The 18,906-nt window shown below is 35.5% G+C and carries 17 protein-coding genes; 6 read left to right on the top strand and 11 right to left on the bottom strand.

Going from position 1 to position 18,906, the window contains the following annotated elements; genetic code table 11:
• Positions 1-27 precede the first annotated feature (27 nt).
• Positions 28-501 carry a hypothetical protein gene (locus tag NG806_RS05780; protein ID WP_214824673.1) on the top strand — a complete coding sequence of 158 codons (474 nt, stop codon included), beginning with the start codon at positions 28-30 and terminating at the stop codon, positions 499-501.
• Positions 502-529: 28 nt separating this feature from the next.
• On the opposite strand, the gene NG806_RS05775 is transcribed toward NG806_RS05780, so the two are convergent.
• On the bottom strand, positions 530-892 hold the full coding sequence (locus NG806_RS05775; RefSeq protein ID WP_261512325.1) for a winged helix-turn-helix transcriptional regulator: 363 nt from the start codon (positions 890-892) through the stop codon (positions 530-532).
• 109 nt (positions 893-1,001) lie between these two features.
• On the opposite strand from NG806_RS05775, the gene NG806_RS05770 reads away from it, so the two are divergent.
• Entirely contained in the window at positions 1,002-2,174 is a 1,173-nt protein-coding gene (locus NG806_RS05770; protein ID WP_261512323.1) for an MFS transporter, read from the top strand.
• A 58-nt stretch (positions 2,175-2,232) separates the two neighbouring features.
• Here the strand turns inward: NG806_RS05770 and NG806_RS05765 are convergent, their stop codons facing one another.
• Complete coding sequence (locus tag NG806_RS05765) at positions 2,233-2,367, bottom strand: bacteriocin-like protein (protein WP_261512322.1); 135 nt, start codon at positions 2,365-2,367, stop codon at positions 2,233-2,235.
• A 90-nt stretch (positions 2,368-2,457) separates the two neighbouring features.
• Positions 2,458-2,958, bottom strand: a complete 501-nt coding sequence (locus tag NG806_RS05760) for a hypothetical protein (RefSeq protein ID WP_261512321.1) — start codon at positions 2,956-2,958, stop codon at positions 2,458-2,460.
• A 256-nt stretch (positions 2,959-3,214) separates the two neighbouring features.
• Between NG806_RS05760 and NG806_RS05755 the strand changes: the two genes are divergently transcribed.
• Both NG806_RS05755 and NG806_RS05750 read left to right on the top strand, forming a co-directional pair.
• The gene (locus NG806_RS05755; protein ID WP_261512320.1) at positions 3,215-4,150 is read left to right on the top strand and encodes an NAD-dependent epimerase/dehydratase family protein; all 936 of its coding nucleotides are present in this window, start codon (positions 3,215-3,217) and stop codon (positions 4,148-4,150) included.
• A 40-nt stretch (positions 4,151-4,190) separates the two neighbouring features.
• Positions 4,191-5,099 (top strand): helix-turn-helix domain-containing protein, encoded by a 909-nt coding sequence (locus tag NG806_RS05750; protein ID WP_261512319.1) that lies wholly within the window; start codon positions 4,191-4,193, stop codon positions 5,097-5,099.
• Between the two features lie 20 nt (positions 5,100-5,119).
• Here NG806_RS05750 and NG806_RS05745 read toward each other — a convergent pair whose 3' ends face one another.
• Positions 5,120-5,905, bottom strand: a complete 786-nt coding sequence (locus NG806_RS05745) for a hypothetical protein (protein ID WP_261512318.1) — start codon at positions 5,903-5,905, stop codon at positions 5,120-5,122.
• A 751-nt stretch (positions 5,906-6,656) separates the two neighbouring features.
• Here NG806_RS05745 and NG806_RS05740 point away from each other — a divergent pair.
• Positions 6,657-7,154, top strand: coding sequence for a DoxX family protein (locus NG806_RS05740; RefSeq protein ID WP_261512317.1), 498 nt, complete (start codon positions 6,657-6,659; stop codon positions 7,152-7,154).
• Positions 7,155-7,236: 82 nt separating this feature from the next.
• Entirely contained in the window at positions 7,237-8,025 is a 789-nt protein-coding gene (locus NG806_RS05735; protein WP_261512315.1) for a PhzF family phenazine biosynthesis protein, read from the top strand.
• 56 nt (positions 8,026-8,081) lie between these two features.
• Here NG806_RS05735 and NG806_RS05730 read toward each other — a convergent pair whose 3' ends face one another.
• The 7 genes from NG806_RS05730 to epsC all read right to left on the bottom strand — a co-directional run bounded on the left by NG806_RS05730 (position 8,082) and on the right by epsC (position 18,906).
• Entirely contained in the window at positions 8,082-9,599 is a 1,518-nt protein-coding gene (locus NG806_RS05730; protein WP_261512314.1) for a TSUP family transporter, read from the bottom strand.
• Entirely contained in the window at positions 9,596-12,481 is a 2,886-nt protein-coding gene (locus NG806_RS05725) for a TonB-dependent receptor (protein ID WP_261512312.1), read from the bottom strand. The genes NG806_RS05730 and NG806_RS05725 overlap by 4 nt, the downstream gene beginning before the upstream one ends.
• A gap of 382 nt (positions 12,482-12,863) precedes the next feature.
• Positions 12,864-14,537, bottom strand: a complete 1,674-nt coding sequence (locus NG806_RS05720) for an NADPH-dependent assimilatory sulfite reductase hemoprotein subunit (RefSeq protein ID WP_214824690.1) — start codon at positions 14,535-14,537, stop codon at positions 12,864-12,866.
• 31 nt (positions 14,538-14,568) lie between these two features.
• A complete protein-coding gene (locus NG806_RS05715) occupies positions 14,569-16,278 on the bottom strand; it encodes a diflavin oxidoreductase (RefSeq protein ID WP_261512310.1) in 1,710 nt (569 codons plus the stop codon).
• Positions 16,268-17,113 (bottom strand): uroporphyrinogen-III C-methyltransferase, encoded by an 846-nt coding sequence (gene cobA, locus NG806_RS05710; RefSeq protein WP_261512309.1) that lies wholly within the window; start codon positions 17,111-17,113, stop codon positions 16,268-16,270. Before cobA ends, NG806_RS05715 begins: the two co-directional genes overlap by 11 nt.
• Positions 17,114-17,138: 25 nt before the next feature.
• Positions 17,139-18,050, bottom strand: a complete 912-nt coding sequence (gene cysK, locus NG806_RS05705; protein ID WP_261512308.1) for a cysteine synthase A — start codon at positions 18,048-18,050, stop codon at positions 17,139-17,141.
• A gap of 25 nt (positions 18,051-18,075) precedes the next feature.
• Entirely contained in the window at positions 18,076-18,906 is an 831-nt protein-coding gene (epsC, locus tag NG806_RS05700; RefSeq protein ID WP_261512307.1) for a serine O-acetyltransferase EpsC, read from the bottom strand.

Here is an 18,906-nt window from a genome sequence, read left to right as displayed (position 1 = left end):
TATATTTACCAAAACATTTGATCATCATTGACACCTACATCAACTTTTGAATTTGTAATGCCAGATAACCAACGTGCTGCACAATGTGCACTCAGCGTTCCTCTATTACTTCTGATAACGGTTATCGGAGGAAAAATAATAGATATTCATATCAATTGGCTGCTAGGTATCAGCATCATTGAATTTATTATATTATCTTTTATCTCTATCCGGTGGATGTGGAGAAAAGAACGTATTGTATTCTACCCGGATCATATGGAATCAGATCTCTATGGGAGAATTTATTTTAGAGATATTATAAAAATCGTTTCACCATGGTATTTCATGTATCGAGGCTTTAAACTCCGATTTACTGATAGTAGATCATGCCATTGGGCAATTAGTAATCCACGGCCTTCCCAACCCTTGAGTAACACACAGGAGGAGGTTGATGCTTTTAATAATTTTAAAGAAATGTTAGAGAAAAAGATTGACAATTTTCATAACAAAAAACTCGATTAAAGAATAACAACAATACCAATTGTTTTAATTACTCCTTCTTTTTTGGTGGATATTCGATACCTTCATCAATGATCAATTCATAACCGTATTTCATAATAGTTTCTATGACAGGAATTGCTTTTTCTCCCTTTTCTGTTAAGCTATACTCTACTTTTGGTGGGACGACCGGAAAAACTTTTCGGTTAACCAATCCTTTACTTTCCAACTCTCTGAGCTGACTGGTAAGCATTTTATCAGTAATGTGTGGAATGTCTTTTTTTAGTTCATTAAATCGCAACGCTTTCTCCTGCAAACGCCACAAAATAGGCATTTTCCAGGTTCCTCCTATATGGCTTAATGCAAACTCTATAGGGGTATAGTATAGTCTTTTATCGTGGAAAAACTCAGGCATAAAATGAAATTAATTTTGCTTACACTTTCTAAAAGGTTAGTATATCACTTATTAGTAAGTATATGATTTATTGATAGTGCTTTTTGCAAATTTGCAAAAAATATTTTAAATGAAATCAAAAAGAACACTTTACATTTTGGCGTTAGGCATCTTTGGTATTGGTACCACTGAATTTGGTGTGATTGGTATATTGCCGCAATTGGCAACTGCATTTGATGTAAGTATTGAGAAAGCAGGTTGGTTATTGAGTGGCTTTGCATTAGCAGTTGCTGTTTCCGGACCATTTATGATGATGCTTTTATCTTCTTTTAAAAGAAAAAATTTAATGGCATTTGTTTTAGGGATCTTTGCTTTCTCCAACTTACTTTCTATCATTGCCCCCAATTTTGGATTTCTGCTTGTTGCAAGAATTTTACCTGGATTTTTTCATCCTGTTTACTGGTCTATTGCTTTATCTTCCGCAGCTAATTTAGTTTCCGAAAAAGAAGCTCCCAGGGCTGTAAGTATCGTCTTTGGAGGCTTTACCATTGCAAGTATTCTGGGTATCCCTATTGCTACATTAATGGCAGATGTATTTAATTGGCAATCATCTTTTATCCTTTATGCTGTTATAAATGTTATTTCATTTGCTGGAATATTGCTCTTTTTACCGAACATTCCAATTCCGGATAAAAAAGCAGCAGGTACAAATAGTAGTATTTTTAAGAAGAAGGTTTTATGGATCAACTTGTTGGTAGCTTGTTTTATCATTGCGGCAATGTATGCTACTTATGGATATATGGCTGATTATCTGGGAAAAGTAAATAGAATGAATGGCAAGGAAATAAGTATTCTCTTATTTATTTTTGGAGTTGCCGGAATTTTTGGCAATCAGTTGGCGGGTAAATTTTTATCTAAAAGCATCTATATCACTACACTTTTATTTATCCTGTCTTTAGGTGTTGTGCATCTTTTACTTTATAATTTAGGGACAGAATTTATATCGGTTGCCATCATGATAGCGATCTGGGGCCTGGTGCATTCTGGTGGTTTTCTCATCAGCAATATTAATGTAACTTCTTCAGCACCTGAATCGCGTGAATTTATTAACAGTATTTTTACTTCTTGTGGAAATATTGCTGTTACATTAGGGACAAGTATTGGAGGTTTTTGGATTGCCCATTTTGGTATTCATCAAATTATTTGGTCAAGTATGTTGTGTTTAGCTGTTTCGTTTTTAATTCTTCTTCTTAAAAAGACAGAAATAGTGAGCTCAGACATTATTAAGAAAACCCCTGCTTAGCTAGGGGTTTTTGAAATTTATACAATCTTTTTATGGATTGCTATGATGGTCCTCTGGCTTATAAACAACAAGTTTGTTCATTAGGAATACAGCCTCCTGAAGGTGTACACCAGTAATGATTTTTTGGGCATACCGAAGCTGCACCTTTGATTGTTTTTAAATCCTCTTTTGAAATTTTTTTGAAATTTTTCATTTTAAATAATTTAGTGGTTTGTTATGTAAATATGATGAATATTTTCCTAACTAACTGTTAATCATTTGAAAAAAAATAATAAGAATTGTATTATTTGATACCAATAACCTTCAAAGCGGTAGAACTTAAATATATTTCATCGAAAACTGTAAGAGACTCAATGTCTTCAAATGTCTGAAATTTCAAATCGATCTTGTTAAATGAGAGTTCAATAGAATCATCATAGGATGCCACAATTCTCACCACTGAATACCCATTATAAGCTACTTTAAAACCTTCAAAAAAACAGTTTTGTTCTGCCTTTTGGTAGATGCGGTTTTCTTCAAATCCGGGACCTCCGAAGTTATCATTTTCTTTTTGGGTATTATGTTCAAGAGATTTCCAGCTTAAATAATTTTTAGGTTCTTTCAAAATGTTTCCATCTGGATCTACAGGAACAAACATTCCAAGAGTTAAGGGATGTTTCAGCAGGTTTGCATAGTTATTCACCAGATTTAATGTCTGAAGATCGGCATATCCTTCGTTTGAATAATATTCAAGAACGAAAGTGGTCATTGGAATAAGCTTATGGGAGGCATGAGGTGTCACCATCAATAATTTTGTGTTGTGAATGAATGTTATATTTTGGCAAATATACAAGTTTAGTATAAATACACATTCTTCATAGTGTTCAAGAATACAGTTTAAGACAGTGTTTTGCAGTATTTTTTCTTAGAATAAATAAGATTAGTAAATGAGTAATAATTATTCATAACAGAGATATGGTTATGAACTCAAGTAATTGAGATACCATTTATTTAAGGTTATGCCCGAATTTTGCATTAGAAAAAAGTATAAACACAATATCATGCAGACTATATTAGGTGCCAATGGCCAGATTGGTGAAGAACTGGCAAGAGAACTGAAACGAAACTTTACTTCTGATATTAGAATCGTGAGCAGAAACGCAAAGAAAGTGAATCCTACAGATACAATATTCTCTGCAGATCTATCTGTTAGAGAAAATGCTATTGAAGCTGTAAAAGGGAGTGAAATTGCCTATTTTACTTTAGGACTGCCTATGAATTCTGATCTATGGGAAAAACGATTTCCTCTCATTACCAAAAATGTAATCGAAGCTTGTAAAATCAATGGAAGTAAATTGGTGTTTTTTGACAATACCTATATGTATCCGCAAAACGACAAGGTTCTCACTGAGAACACCCGCTTTTCGCCAATTGGAAGGAAAGGCAGAGTGAGAGAAGAAATGGCAGATATGCTTTTAAAAGAAATGAAAGCAGGAGAAATAGAAATAGTAATCTGTCGAGCTCCTGAGTTTTATGGTCCTGGTAAGACACAAAGTATTACAAACGCTTTTATTTTTGATGCAATAAAAGAAAGTAAAAAGCTCAAAGTACCATTGAGAGATGATAAGTTAAGAAGTCTGATATGGACTCCAGATGCAAGCAGGGCCACTGCTCTAATTGGAAATACTCCTGATGCATTCGGACAGACCTGGCATCTTCCGGTAGATGATCATAAATTAACTTACAAGGAGTTTATTGCTTTAGCTTCTGAAATTTATGGGCAGGAATTTAAATATTTTACAATTCCTAAATTTGCTTTTAAGCTTAGTGCTTTATTCAATGAAAACGCAAAAGAGCTGCAGGAATTGCTGCCAAGATATGGATATGACAATCTTTTTGATGATTCAAAATTCAGAAATAGATTTCCTGATTTTGAGGTAACAACCTATAGAAAGGGAATAGAGCAAATAAAGAAAGAACAGCAGGCTTTAATATAATAGTCAATTTAAGATGTATCATTATTTAATAATATAAAAAATGAAAACACCGGAAAAAATAAATTCAATTACCGCATTGCACAGCTATTTGAACCTTAAAAGGCCTTCAAATCCACTGATCAGTGTTTTTGATTTTAATGAAGTTTCTGTGCATCATGAAACTCTTCTTAATACTGTAAGTACGGATTTCTATGTTATTGCGATTAAAAATGAATGTGCAGGAAAGTTCAGGTATGGGCAGCATTACTATGACTTTGAAGATGGGATTATGTATTTTATTGCACCGAATCAGGTTGTACAGTTTGAAAATATCCTGTTGTCTGAAGTAAAAGGCAGTGTGATTGTTATTCACCCCGATTTTTTACAGGGATATCCATTAGCTTCTGCTATCAAAGATTATGGTTATTTTTCGTATTCTGCTAATGAGGCTTTGCATCTTTCTGAAAAAGAAGAAAAGTTGGTTACGGATATCATAGATAATATACGAAGAGAAACAGAAAATAATATGGATATTTTCACCCAGGATTTATTGATATCTAATATTGATCTGCTTTTAAAATACTCAGACCGTTTTTATAACCGTCAATTTTTAACAAGAAAAAAAGTAAACAATGATCTTTTAAACCACCTGGAAACTTTACTTGACGAACAGTTTAAAAATGATAATTTAATGATCAATGGTATACCTTCCGTGCAATTTATCGCAAAAAAACTTCACATCAGCCCAAACTATCTGAGTGATACATTGCGAATTCATACCGGACAAACAACACAGCAGCATATACAGTACAGATTAATAGAAAAGGCTAAGGAATTACTGTCAACAACTTCTATGTCAGTTTCTGAAATTGGTTATCATTTGGGCTTTGAATATCCGCAATCATTCCACCGATTATTCAAGAACAGAACATCTGTTTCTCCGCTTGAATTCAGACAAATGTTTAATTGAATAGTAAAAGGGGATTAATCTTATTTTGCGTCTTTCTCTATACCTTCCTGAAATTCGATCAGTGCTTTTGTGGTTCCAGATTTCAGGCTTCCGTTTTTCTCACCTTCGTCCCAGGTTTTAAAAGCTTTATCTTTTAATCCCAATGTGTAGTAATAGCTTCCTAAAACCGTGTATCCTTCGGGTTCACCGAGGTCTATTATTTTCTTTGATAATGCAATTAATTCCGGATGAGGTTTTATTTTTTTTGAAGCAATCTTTGCAAGATCACTTAATAGGCCAGGTGTATATTCCATCATTTTCAGTCCGAAAAGGTTCATACAGGCTTTGGCTAAACCTTTGTTACAAAGTTCTTCATTTACTCCAGCAGTTTTACCGGAAAGCAAGGTTTCAAAATCGAGATCAGATTTTGAAGAGCTTTTTGTTTTATCATAGTATTCGGCTAAAAGCTGTGCTTTTTTTTGAGCATCTACGGGATTTTTTCTGTTATTGATTTCCGAACTGTCCTTTTTGGGAATCCAAATACCCTTTTCTACCCAGTTTGAAACCCCTGTAAGTTTCCCTTTTTTAATTTTAAAAATAAATATGCTTTTATCAGGATAGATGATCAGGCTATCATTTCGTGTAAAATAATCACCATAATCCATATCGGATATTAGAACTTTCCCATTGCCATCGAAGTTAAAACTGTTGTAAAATGTTTTATCATTTGTTGCTTTGTAATAACCCTGAAGGGAATTATCAGCATCCTGTGCTGAGATGATATAGCTGAATAGGAGTAGTAATAGGAATAATAATCTCTTTTTCATAATTCGTCAAATTCTTTTAATACCTTATGTTTTCTTTGCTACAAAACTATTGAATAGAAATGATTATCCGCCTGATAAATATCAAATTCTTAGACCAATCATGAAAGTAACTCCCATAAATATTTTATTATATTTGTTACCGTTTTTAGGGAAGTTTATGATGAGAGAAATTGGTTTATGGCATTATGTAAGGGTATTTAATATATTTTTAATGCTAACCCATTTGTTCATTTTTAAAACAGATTACAGTCATTTATCTTTAAAGGCGTTAAATACTTATCATAGGTTTAAAGCAAATTCTCATAAAAAATGCAGTAAGATCTATCTTCAGGAAAACAATAGAACTCCAATAAAATGCAATAACAATTATTGCTACAGTTTTTCATCATTCTTTGTGGCTTCTTTTTCATCTTTTAGATGCCATAAAAGTATTGACCAGGATATAGAAAATAGGTTCTTTTTATATGACGACCCACCCTATTCTTCTTTTTTTAATTCAATCTGGATTCCGCCCAAAATAAGTATTTAATTTTCAGATCGTTATTCGACATAAACTAATACCTTAATTTCTAATAAGGTATCAGATAATTTATATCCCAGATATGAACGGATAAACCAAATCTGAATCTTTACGAAAATGGAATACAATTATTCCAATACTCAAATTATTATCTAATTTTAAACTAACATGACGGAACTTCTTTCATGAATCTTGTCAATGTTATTTAATTAAAATAAATTAAAAAATATAATGAAAACAACAATATCAAACTTCGAAAAAAACAGCAAAAATATTTATATCATCTGCAGAATATTAATCGGATTATTTTTCTTTATAGCAGGTTTCAATAAATTATTCCATCCCATATTTCAAGGGTATATGTTTAATACCATTAGCAATATAGGATTTCCTTTTCCACAATTTACGGCTAATTTTACGGCATTTTGTGAGTGTATATTTGGACTGTTTTTGATGATAGGTTTATGGACCAGACTTAGCTCTGTTTTCCTGATCATCATTATACTTGTCGCGTTATTTACCCATGATCTGGCTACAATTCCCAAAGAGCTTATTCCTGTTAAACCAGAAACCGGAGTATACGAAATGGATCCTTTTACATGGTTGAGTTATTTCCTTTACCTACCACAAACCTTGTATTTACTGTTTTTAACACTTTTCCTATCACATGGATGTGTTGGACTTGGAATTGATAGCTTTAGAAAAAACAAATATTTAGTTAATCGTTGAAAAACCCTTTTATAATCTCAGTTTAGTAATGAAGACGAAAAGAAATTTTTACTTTTACTGAATACAATTTATATCCGTAATTATGAAATTAGAATTATATCAAATCGATGCCTTTACAGATGAACTTTTTAGAGGAAATCCGGCATGCGTTGTTCCTTTGAAAGAATGGCTTCCTGATGAAACACTTCTAAAGATTGCCATGGAAAATGCAGTAGCTGAAACAGCCTTTTTTATCGACAACGGTTCAACAATACATCTGAGATGGTTTACTCCAGAAATTGAAATGGATCTTTGTGGGCATGCAACATTAGCAACGGCTCACTGTTTGATTTCGATTCTAAACTATAACAGGGATGAAATTATCTTTGAAACAAAAAGTGGTGAATTGAAAGTTATTTTTCAGGATGGACTGTATGAGCTTAATTTTCCTTCCAGAATGCCGGTACCATCTGTTTTACCGGATATTATTTCTAAATCATTAAATATTCAGCCGAAAGAAGTATTCAAGTCAAGAGATTATGTTTTGGTCTATGATACCGAAGAGGATATAAAAGACATCAAAATTGACAGGCAGACTTTTGATCTTATTAATTTAGATCCTGGTGGTGTGGTTATCACAGCGAAAGGAAATGACAGCGATTTCGTTTCAAGATATTTTACCTCACAATCCAGTATTCTGGAAGATCCTGTAACAGGCTCTGCACACTGCTCATTAATTCCTTTCTGGTCGAAGAGATTGGGAAAGAAAGATCTTTTTGCCATACAACTTTCCGAAAGGCTTGGGAAATTATATTGTGAAGATCAAGGTGAGCGGGTAATCATTGCAGGAAAAGCAAAAACCTATTCCGCAGGACATCTGTGGATAGAATAAAATTTTTTAAACCAGAGGCATTTTATGGAAAGCTCCCCAAAGGGAGCTTTTCTTATTTATAATAAAGATTTTACAATGGTGATAAGGCTCATTACAATAACCACCATACCTACAACCACAAACATTTTTTTAGTCGGTAACTTTGTGGTAAGCATGGCTGAAAAAGGAGCTGTAAAAACGCCACCCAGCAAAAGTCCCAATACGATATTCCAATGATGAATTCCAATGGTAAAAATAAAGGTGATCGCACTGGTGATGGTGAGCAAAAATTTAGCTACTGTTGAGCTTCCCACAACATAACGGGGATTCCTTCCTTCTTTAATTAAAGTTCCCGTAACCAAAGGACCCCATCCGCCACCAGCAAAAGAATCGATGAAGCCGCCAACCAGTCCTAAAATTCTAAGGTTTGTTTTCTTTTTAGCTTTAACAAGACCTGTTTTCTTTTCCTTGAAAGCATTTTTTAAAATATTTAGTCCCAAGTATAAGGTGTAACAAGCGATAATGGGTTTTACAATATGAGCATAATATTCGCCGTAATGGGATAATGTTAATGCTCCAATCACTGAACCTACAATGGCTAATGGAAACAATACCCAAACCATTTTTTTATTGACGTTTCCTAATTTATAATGACTAAAACTTCCAGCCGCTGTCGTAAAGGATTCGGCAGAGTGAATACTGGCACTAACTACTGGTGGCGGAACATTAAGCAATAATAAAATGGTTGTACATATTACTCCATAGCCCATTCCCATTGATCCTGCAACGATTTCCGCCAAAAAACCGGCAAGCAACATCCAATAAAAGATGTGACCATCTTTGCTGAGAAAAACCTGAATAGCATCGGACAGATCAAACTGATAAATAATAAGTCCGAATACCCCAACAAGAAGCAGAACTCCTATAATAGCCAGATAAATATTAGCTTTTCTTTGGGCTATCTTGGTGATTTTGATTAATTTTTCAATTTCCAGATCTGATTTTGAAGGGCTATTTTTTCTATCAGAGATATATTGGGTTGTCACTCTGTTCAGTTCTTTCACTTTATAATTAAAATCACCTTTTAGCTCATTGCGTATATTTTGCATATTGTCCAGTACGTGATCCATTTCGTCGGGGATCACTTCTGTGAAAGTTTCACGCAATCTCTTGGCAATGGTTGGTGATTTTCCATTGGTTGAAATAGCGATTTTAAGACTGCCCTTTTTTACAATCGAACCTAGGTAAAAGTCGCACAGATCAGGCTTGTCAGCCACATTAACGAGCACATTATGTTGATAGGCGTGATTTTTAATCTGCCCGGCTATTACAATATCATTGACTGCTATAACGGCCAGATCAATATCCTTAAAATCATAAATGTTATAAGACCTTTCGTATATCGTTAAATTAGGAAATTGAGACTGTAAAGATCTAATCTCTGGAATAATTTCCCTGGCCACCAATTTAATAAAGGTGTTAGGAGAATTACCTAGTATTGATTCTAATTTTTCGAGAGCCACCTTACCACCACCAATAATTAATAATGATAACTTCTCTAGTTTTAGAAATACGGGATATAAGGAGTTGCTCATTTTGATGATAATTTTAAATCATAAGTAAAGGCGAGATAGTATAACCCACCGATTTCCGGACCTGCTGCATATTGAAAATAACGTCTGTTAAGAAGATTGGTAGCTCCGATTTTCACATTGGCATTAATCTCCGGAAGTTTCCAGGTGGCCTGAGCATCAACGGTATAATAAGCCGGGATATTTCCTGAAGCTAACGGGCTCTCCCATAAAAATTGATTCTGCCATCTGGCTACGATCGTAACCCCAATATTCTTGATAATTTCCCTATTTCCTACACTTACATTCACCATCCATTTCGGCGTATTGAAAGAGGTAATAAACAGATCTGAATCAGTATTTGAAGCCAGATCATTGTAAGAAACGTTCGCATTAATGTTGTAATTTTTTACAATATTATAACGGATACCCAAAGAAGTTCCATAGCTTTTATAGGTGTTGTTGCTATTGGTATACACCCTGTATCGATCCTGTTTGCTGCGATCAATCATATCAAGAACTGCATTTTCACTGCCTACTTTACCATTTTTAGGAACAGCCACTTCAACTTGGCCAAGGAATCCTTCATAGATGTTATAGTAGAAATCCCAATCTAAAACCAACTTATTATTAAAGAAAACTGATTTATAACCCACTTCAAATGAATTGATCTTTTCAGGCTGTAGCTTTTGCAGGTTGGCAACCATTAAAAGGTTTTTGTTATCCAAAGCCGCTTGATTTGGCGTTTTTCCTCCATCTACATCCGCATTCACAGCAGACGTAAATTTGTCGATTGAGGCCAATGTGTATGAATTGTCCAGATAACCTAATCCTTCATTCACTTTAGATAATCCTCCAACCCTTCTTACATTTCCGTTATTGACGAATGAAAGGGCTTCAAACAGTGAAGGAAAACGATATCCGTTTTGAAAAGATGCCCTGAAGTTATGCTGATTGACAGGAGAATAGACAATACTAATTCTTGGATTTAGTTTTGCCTCAAATTCAGGATTCCTGTCAACACGTAAAGCGGCATTAAGCTTTAATTTATCATCAAAGAAAAGCTTGGTTACCTGTGCGAAAACACCATATTTTTGATAGATAACATCTTTACCAAATGTACCATTGGATAAAGGAATATTTCTCTCCTTAACCGGTCTGTCAAAATCAACAAAATTATTTCCGTCCGGTGTTATGCTGTATAAGCGATAATCAATACCGGCAAGTAAATTAAATATTTTCACAAATCTGCTGAGATCGTATGTAAGCTCTCCCTGATAAAAGCGGGATTTCTGTTCGAGTTTAGCCCCACCAGTTGCCGGAGCTCCAACAACCCCTCCATTGGCAGAATCCCAGTTATTGATCCCAATAATAGTATTTTTTAGCTGGTCAAAAGCATAAGTTCCCGGGACTACTCTATTTTTGTCTGCTTCTCTCCGGGCAAGAATAAAAGCATCATTAAGGTTTATACCAGAGTTAATATTATTTTGCAAAGCCGACTGAAATATGTTTTTCCAATTGGTATTGGAAAGATTGGTCAGATCCAGATTATCAGCCAGTGGTTTTAAATTATAAGAATCTCCGGTATTTTCTATAGATACATAAGCTCTGAAGGTAAGTTCTTTGCCCGTTAGTTCAACTTTATGATTTTGGACCGTTGCATTTTGTAACCTGATCTTATTCCCTCTTTGGAAAGTTCCGTCCAGTAATCCATATCGATAGACATATGATGCTCTCCACTGATCGCCAAAACGATAATATAATCCGGCATCAAATTTTATATTTTTTACTTCGGGACTTACCAGATCCTTCTCCAAATAACCCGTTCTTGAAACATTGAATGTCGTAGGTTTTCCATTATAATCCACTTTTACGGCAACTCGGTTATTTCTTTCGTCTCCATATTTATTCCAAAGATCTTCGGCAGGGTTATTCGTTAATGGAAAATTGGGATTAGCGGTAATTAATGGATTGGCATTCTGATCGGTTTGATTATTAGAGATCCAATCGACACCACTAAAATAAGAGGCATTGACTTTTACGGCCAGATTTTTATTTAAAGCTTTTGCAAAACGTATTGCACTTTCTCCCAGAGAACTTATTTTGTGATTAACATTGTCTACATGATTCACACCACCCCTGAAGTAAACGCTCAGTCCTTCAGAAGTAAAAGGATCTTTGGTTTGAAGGCTTGCCAATCCATTGATGGCATTCATTCCATAAAGAGCAGATGCAGCTCCCGGAGTCACCTCCATAGACTGAATATCCAGTTCCGTTGGTCCTATTGCATTTCCTAAGGGGACTCCCAAAGTAGCCGACTGTACATCAACACCATCCACCAATTGCATAAAGCGGAAATTATTGGGTGAATTGAAACCCCGGGAATTAGGGATTTTTAGAGTCAGACTGGAAGTTAAAAGCTGTAAACCTTTTACATTTTCCAGTGTTTCATAAAATGACGCAGCCGGACTCTCACGGATGGCTCTGATATCAATCTTTTCAATAGCTATAGGTGATCGCAATACTTTTTCAGGAACCCTTGAGGCTGAAATAACCACTTCGTCTATGATTGCATTCTGAGGGTTGAGCTCGATGGCTATTTTATTTGAAAGAGAAAGGATTTCAACCGTCTGACTGGTAAAGCCTTCTTTATTGATGATAATTCTGAATGGTATTTTAACCCTTGTTCTTATTTTAAAATTTCCCTGCTGATCGGTTAATGAGGTGTCTTGTGTATTTTCAACCTGAACCTTTACTGCGGTAATACCTTTTTGAGTATCTGTATTTTTGATAATTCCACTTAATTCAATAAGCTGCTGTTGGGCTTCTGCAAGGTTAAAAAATAAGAGTGTAAATACTAGAATGCCCGTTTTTTGCAGAAAATATATCTGCCTTTTATGTTTCATTTTTTATCTGTTTTTAGGTTACTATGAATGAACTTATTTAAACTTTTTTTGATAAGGGAGATTGTTGGAGGATGAATTTTGAACTACAAAAGTTATTATACTTGGGAGATTTTACGTTAAAAGCTTTACGTACAGTAAGTGTATGTAAGTAATTAAAATAAAAGTTTTTAGGAGTTTTGTAGTTTAAATCAGTTTAAATCAGTTTAAATAGTTTTAATGTTATTATTGATTAAAAATCAACAACACATACACATTCGCATACCTAAAAGATGATGATCGAATTTCTTAGTTTTTTTATGTTGGTCAATAAGATGGGTCATATTTTCAATTTTAGTTTTTATAAGAGCATAATGATGATGTGTTTGAATTTTTAGGAGCTTCATTAATTTAAGTTTTGTAAGTATCGATATGAAAAATCTCCAAATGTTTCTTCAGCAAGTTTCTCCTTTACATAAATTCCAAAAAGTTCATCCAGCGTTTCCAGGATCTCTTCTTCGCCGATATTTTCTTTGAATTTGGTGTTGAGACGCATTCCTAGTCTGTCCCCACCAATATGAAGATTGTATTTTCCATAGGCTGTTCCCACAAATCCGATTTCTGCATTAGGAGATCTTCCACAGCCATTGGGACATCCTGTCATTCTTATTGTAATATCTTCCTGTAAAAGGCTATATTTTTCAAGCATCGGTTCTATTTTAGTCACTAAAGAAGGCAGATAACGCTGTGCTTCAGCCAATGCTAATGAACAAGTATTTAATGCCACACAGGCAACTGAATTTTTACGGAGAGCACTGGCACCTTCAGTAGAGTCTGAAATTCCAAATTCTTTCAGAAGATTTTCAACTTCAGGCTTATCCACTTCTTTAATATCTGCAAGAATTAAGTTTTGGTTACAGGTAAAACGGAAGTTGACTTTGCCTGCTTCTGCAATTTTTAATAACCCAGATTTTAAAGGATATTTTTCGATGTCTAAAACTCTTCCATGTTCAACAAACACAGTATAGAACCATTTTCCTTCATGATTTTGTATCCAGCCGTAACGGTCTTTTCTTTGCTCAAACCTGAATGTTCTGGCAGGTTCAAAAGCAAAACCTGTTCTTTTCTCAACTTCAGCCCTATATCCATCAATTCCCAGTTTATCGATCGTATATTTTAATCTTGAAAGTTTTCTATCATTTCTGTTTCCAAAGTCTCGCTGTACCGTAATAATCTCATATACGGTTTTTAAAACTTTCTCTTCCGTATCCACAAACCCTAATAGAGAAGCCAGACGGGCATACGTAGCTTCATTTCCGTGAGTTGCCCCTAATCCGCCTCCGGCAGCAATATTATATCCTACGATCTGATTGTTTTCAATGATGGCAATCAATGCGATATCATTGATGAATACATCCACATCATTATTGGGCGGAATGGCAATTCCTATTTTCAATTTTCGGGGAAGGTATCTGTCTTGGTAGAGAGGATCTTCTTCAACTTTCCTATCGACAATTAGTTCATCATCAATCCAGATATCATAATATGATTTTGTCTTTGGAAGGCACATTTCACTTATTTTACCGGCAAGCTCATAAGCTTCCTGATGTAATGGTGACTCTGAAGGGTTTGCTGTACAGGTTACATTTCTATTCACATCACCACAGGCTGCAATAGAATCGAGATGTTGCAGATTGAAATTCTGTATGGTTGGTTTTAAATGGGATTTTAAAATACCATGTAACTGAATCGTCTGTCTTGTGGTTATTTTTATGGTTCCTGTGGAATGATCTTCGGCAATTTTATTCAATCCGATCCATTGTTCGGAATTTAAAAAGCCTCCAGGAAGCCTTAGCCTGATCATATAAGAATAAAGCCATTCCAATTTTTTACCTACGCGTTCTTCTCTTCTGTCTCTGTCGTCCTGTTGATACATTCCATGGAACTTGATCAGAGTTTGATCGTCTTCTCTTATAGATCCTGTGAAGTCATCCGAAAGACTCTCTTTTAAAGTCCCTCTGAGTCCGTTACTACCGGTTTTAATCCTTTCTACCGGCGAAAGGTTATCTTTATTACTCATAACTGTTTTCTTTTAATTTTACTGACTTGATTTAATAAACATCTTTAGCATATCTGCCATTGAGCTCCATTTCTTCGAGATAAATTAGAGCCTCTTCTTTGCTGCGTTTTCCCTGATCCTGAATAATATTCAAAAGGGTGTCTTCAACATCCCCGCTCATCGGTTCTTTAGTACCACATACATAAACAGATGCTCCGCCTTCAAGCCAGTAGAATACTTCCTGAGCTTTTTGTTTCAGTTTATGTTGAACATATACTTTTTCGGCTGTATCTCTGGAGAATGCCATGTCTAGGTGGGTTAGTGTTCCTGTTTTCAGGAAATCAATCATTTCTGACTGATAAAGAAAGTCTGAGATGAAATTCCTGTCTCCAAAAAATAGCCAGTTCCTTCCTTCTGCTCCTATTGCATCGCGCTCCCAAAGGAATGATCTGAAAGGAGCAATGCCAGTTCCCGGCCCAATCATAATGATATCTTTATCTGTTTCAGGCAATCTGAAATGTCCGGCTTCCTGAATATAAAATTCAAGACTTTCTCCTTCCGTAAATCCACTGAGAAATCCACTGCATAGGCCATTTTGTTTCTGATCATCAAGTAAGAATTCTGACTTGGCAACAGTAATATGAATCTCATTTTCACCATGAGCTTCCAAAGAAGAAGAAATAGAATACAGACGGGGTGACTGACCCGTTAAGATCGGAATGACCTGCTCAAATTCGCCAGCATTTTTCACCGGATAGATCCGAAGCAGGTCGATAAGACCCAAGCGGACTTCCGGAATTGAGTGGCCTGTGATCTTTGCGTATTGAGCAACGACGGTTTTAAGTAAATAACTTATATTAAGATGTTTGTACAGAAGTTCCTCTACATTGGCGGTGACTTTTGATGTCTCAATCTGTTTTTTAGGATCAATTCCTGTCAGTTCAATAATTTCTTCTACTACAGATTTCGAATTGATTGGTAAAATACCCAAAGCTGCCCCTGGATGATAAATCAGTGCTTCTTCGGTTTCAATTTCTATATGATAGGTTTCTTTTTCAGAAGTAATATCATTCAGATTGATGATTGTTGAAACCTTTCCATGGTATTTTTTTCTGCCTGTTGAAGTTTTTGGTGCCGAAGTATTTTTTATACTATTCTGAGTGGTTTTATTTACCGTTTCAAAGATATGTTCTATCCAGTTACCAGCTTCTTCTTCATAATCAATATCACATTTTTTCAATGGGATTATCCGCTGAGCACCTAATGTTTCAAAGCGGTAATCTATATCTTCTCCTGTTTTACAAAACAAAGGATAACTGCTGTCTCCCAATGCCAAAACCCCAAACTTGAGATGAGTGAGATCGATTTCATTCTCATGAATATGATCGTAGAATTTTTTAGCCAGAACCGGGGGATCACCCTCGCCCTGTGTACTTATGATCACAAAGAAAAATTCTTCTTTATTCAGGTCTTTAGGTTTATATTGGGAAAGGTCAGTTAACTTAACCTGAACCCCTTTTTTCTTAATTATTCCTGCAATCCCTGTAGCCAGTTTCTTGCTGTTTCCGGTTTCTGTACCATAAGCCAGTGTAATTTTCTTTACTGCGATCTGATCTGTATGAATCAGTTGTTGAGGTGGCTGAACCGAAGTTGAAGGATCAGCCACAAGACCAGCGAGGTAGCCACTTGCCCAGATGGTTTCATCTCTGGAGAAATCACCTGATATTTGTTTTAATATATTAAATTTTGTTTCAGACAGCATATTCGAAAAAGTTTTGATTTTTTGGTACTAAGCTTCCATTCACGACTGATTTAAAATAAAGACCTTCTTCTTCCGTATTTTTCAGCCATGAAAATTTCTCATGCAGGTTGACTATTTTACCAATAACCACGAGTGAAGGCGAGGCAAAGGTTTTGTCCGAAAAGTTTACTTCAAAATCATCGAAAGAAGAAGTGTATACCTTTTGATAAGGGGTTGTAGCCTGTTCAATGATTGCAATTTTTTTCTCTTTTGAAATATCCAGGTGTATAAACTTCTCAACAAGATCAGTAAGGTTGCCCTTAGACATATAAAAAACAAGGGTGTCGTTCGTGGCAGCAAGTTCTTTCCAATATTCAGCGGTAAGAATTTCCGACTTGTAATAGGTTAAAAATCGAACAGATGTAGCATATCCTCTCGCTGTTAGAGGCATTCCTGCATACGCGGCAGCACCTAAAGCAGCAGTAATCCCCGGAATAATTTCGTATGGAATATGATTTTCCTTCAAAGTTTGTAATTCATCGAGAATATTAGAAAATATGGATACATCTCCCCCTTTTAGCCTTACAACCGTTTTATTCTGACGTGCATAGTCTACCATTAAAGTATTAATGCGAGATTGAGGTGTTGATGCATTTTTACTGCATTCTTTACCTACATAGATCACTTCTGTAGATGTATTTACATACGTCTCTAAGATCTCAGGGCTTACCAAACGATCGCATAAGATAACATCTGCTTTAGCAATTGCTTTTACTGCCTTTACTGTGATCAGATCGGGGTTGCCGGGTCCTGCACCGATAAGGTAAACCTTAGGTGTTTTTAAATGTGTATTCATTGAAAATCTGTGTTAGTTGAAGAAGTTAGAAGAGCCCTTCAATGGACAGATACCTTTCACCAGTATCATAATTGAGGGTTAGAATTTTAGATCCAGTCTTTATTTCTGGCAGATGCTTAGCAATGGCAGCTAAAGCAGCTCCGGTAGATATTCCAACAAAGAGGCCCTCTTTTTTTGCTGCATCCAGCGTATATTTAAAAGCTTCTTCCTTGCCCACAGTAATGACACCATCGAGAACAGTAATATCCAATATGGATGGAACAAATCCAGCTCCTAAACCTTGTAATGGATGTGGCGCAGGACTTCCACCACTCAGCACTGGAGATAATTCGGGTTCTACAGCGATCACTTTGATATTGGGGTATTTTTGTTTTAAAACCTTTGCAATTCCGGTGATGTGGCCACCTGTTCCTACTCCTGTGATTACATAATCCAAACCGTCTGGAAAATCCTTTATGATTTCCTGTGCTGTGGTTTTGGTGTGGACTTTTACATTAGCAGGGTTGTCAAATTGTTTTGGGATCCATGAATTCTGAATTTCCTCTGCCAGTTCATTAGCCTTTTCAATGGCACCCTTCATTCCTTTTTCTCTTGGGGTCAGTACAAATTCAGCACCGTAAGCTTCCATAATTTTACGGCGTTCTATACTCATACTGTCGGGCATTACGAGAATAAGTTTGTATCCTTTTATGGCAGCAACCAAAGCAAGTCCTATTCCTGTATTTCCGCTGGTAGGCTCGATAATCGTACTGTCTTTGTTTAATAATCCTTTAGCTTCTGCATCTTCAATCATGGCTAAGGCAATCCTGTCTTTGATGCTTCCACCTGGATTTACCTTTTCCAATTTGATCCAGACTTCGTGTTCCGAATCAAAGAGTTTGTTAATTTTTACGACTGGCGTATTTCCAATCGTTTCTAGTGCGTTCTGAAATTTCATACCAATACAATTTTTATTTTCTATTTTAAATGACGAAGTTGAGTGACTCCGGCAACATGTTATTATCCTTTATTCTTATTTCACTTTTATTATAAACCAAGGAGTTGGAAGGAACATCTTGCGTTATCCATACATTACCGCCGATGATACTTTCTTTGCCTATGGTTGTATTTCCTCCTAAAATGGTCGCTCCTGAATAAATAATGACGTGGTCTTCGATATTAGGATGCCTTTTTTTGTTGGCTTTTTCTTTGGAAACATTCAAAGCTCCAAGGGTTACGCCCTGATAAAGTTTAACGTGATTTCCAATGACAGCGGTCTCTCCAATGACGATCCCGGTTCCATGATCGATGAAAAAATACGCTCCGATCACCGCTCCCGGATGAATGTCGATTCCTGTTTTGCTATGTGCATATTCTGAAATGACACGAGGCAATATTTTTAATTCCTGATTCCAAAACTGATGGGAAATACGATAAACATAGGTTGCAAAATATCCCGGGTAAGCAAGAAGTATTTCTTCCAGAGAATCTGCTGCAGGATCAAATTCCAAAATAGATTGAGCGTCCTGAATCAGTTGATCATATATTTCAGGCAAAGCCTCAAAAAAACGGTCTGTTTGTACTTCAGTAATTTCTTCATCATCAGTTATGCTGTTGATCAGACAAAAAAGGCTGCCATACAGTTTGGCGAAATTTTCTTCCAACTGATCTGCTATATCTTCTCTCTCAGAAATAAAAAGTACTTCGTACAAATGCTTAACAAAATTTTTAGCCTTTGATTTATCAAAAGAAATGTGACTATTACTTTGTTTGTTATTACGGATTTTGTCAATTAAGTTATTGTATACTGCCAT

The sequence above is a fragment of the Chryseobacterium paludis genome, assembly GCF_025403485.1.
Lineage (GTDB): Bacteria > Bacteroidota > Bacteroidia > Flavobacteriales > Weeksellaceae > Chryseobacterium > Chryseobacterium paludis.
The sequence above is the reverse complement of the archived record's forward strand: the minus strand, read 5'-3'. Positions and strand labels throughout refer to the sequence as shown.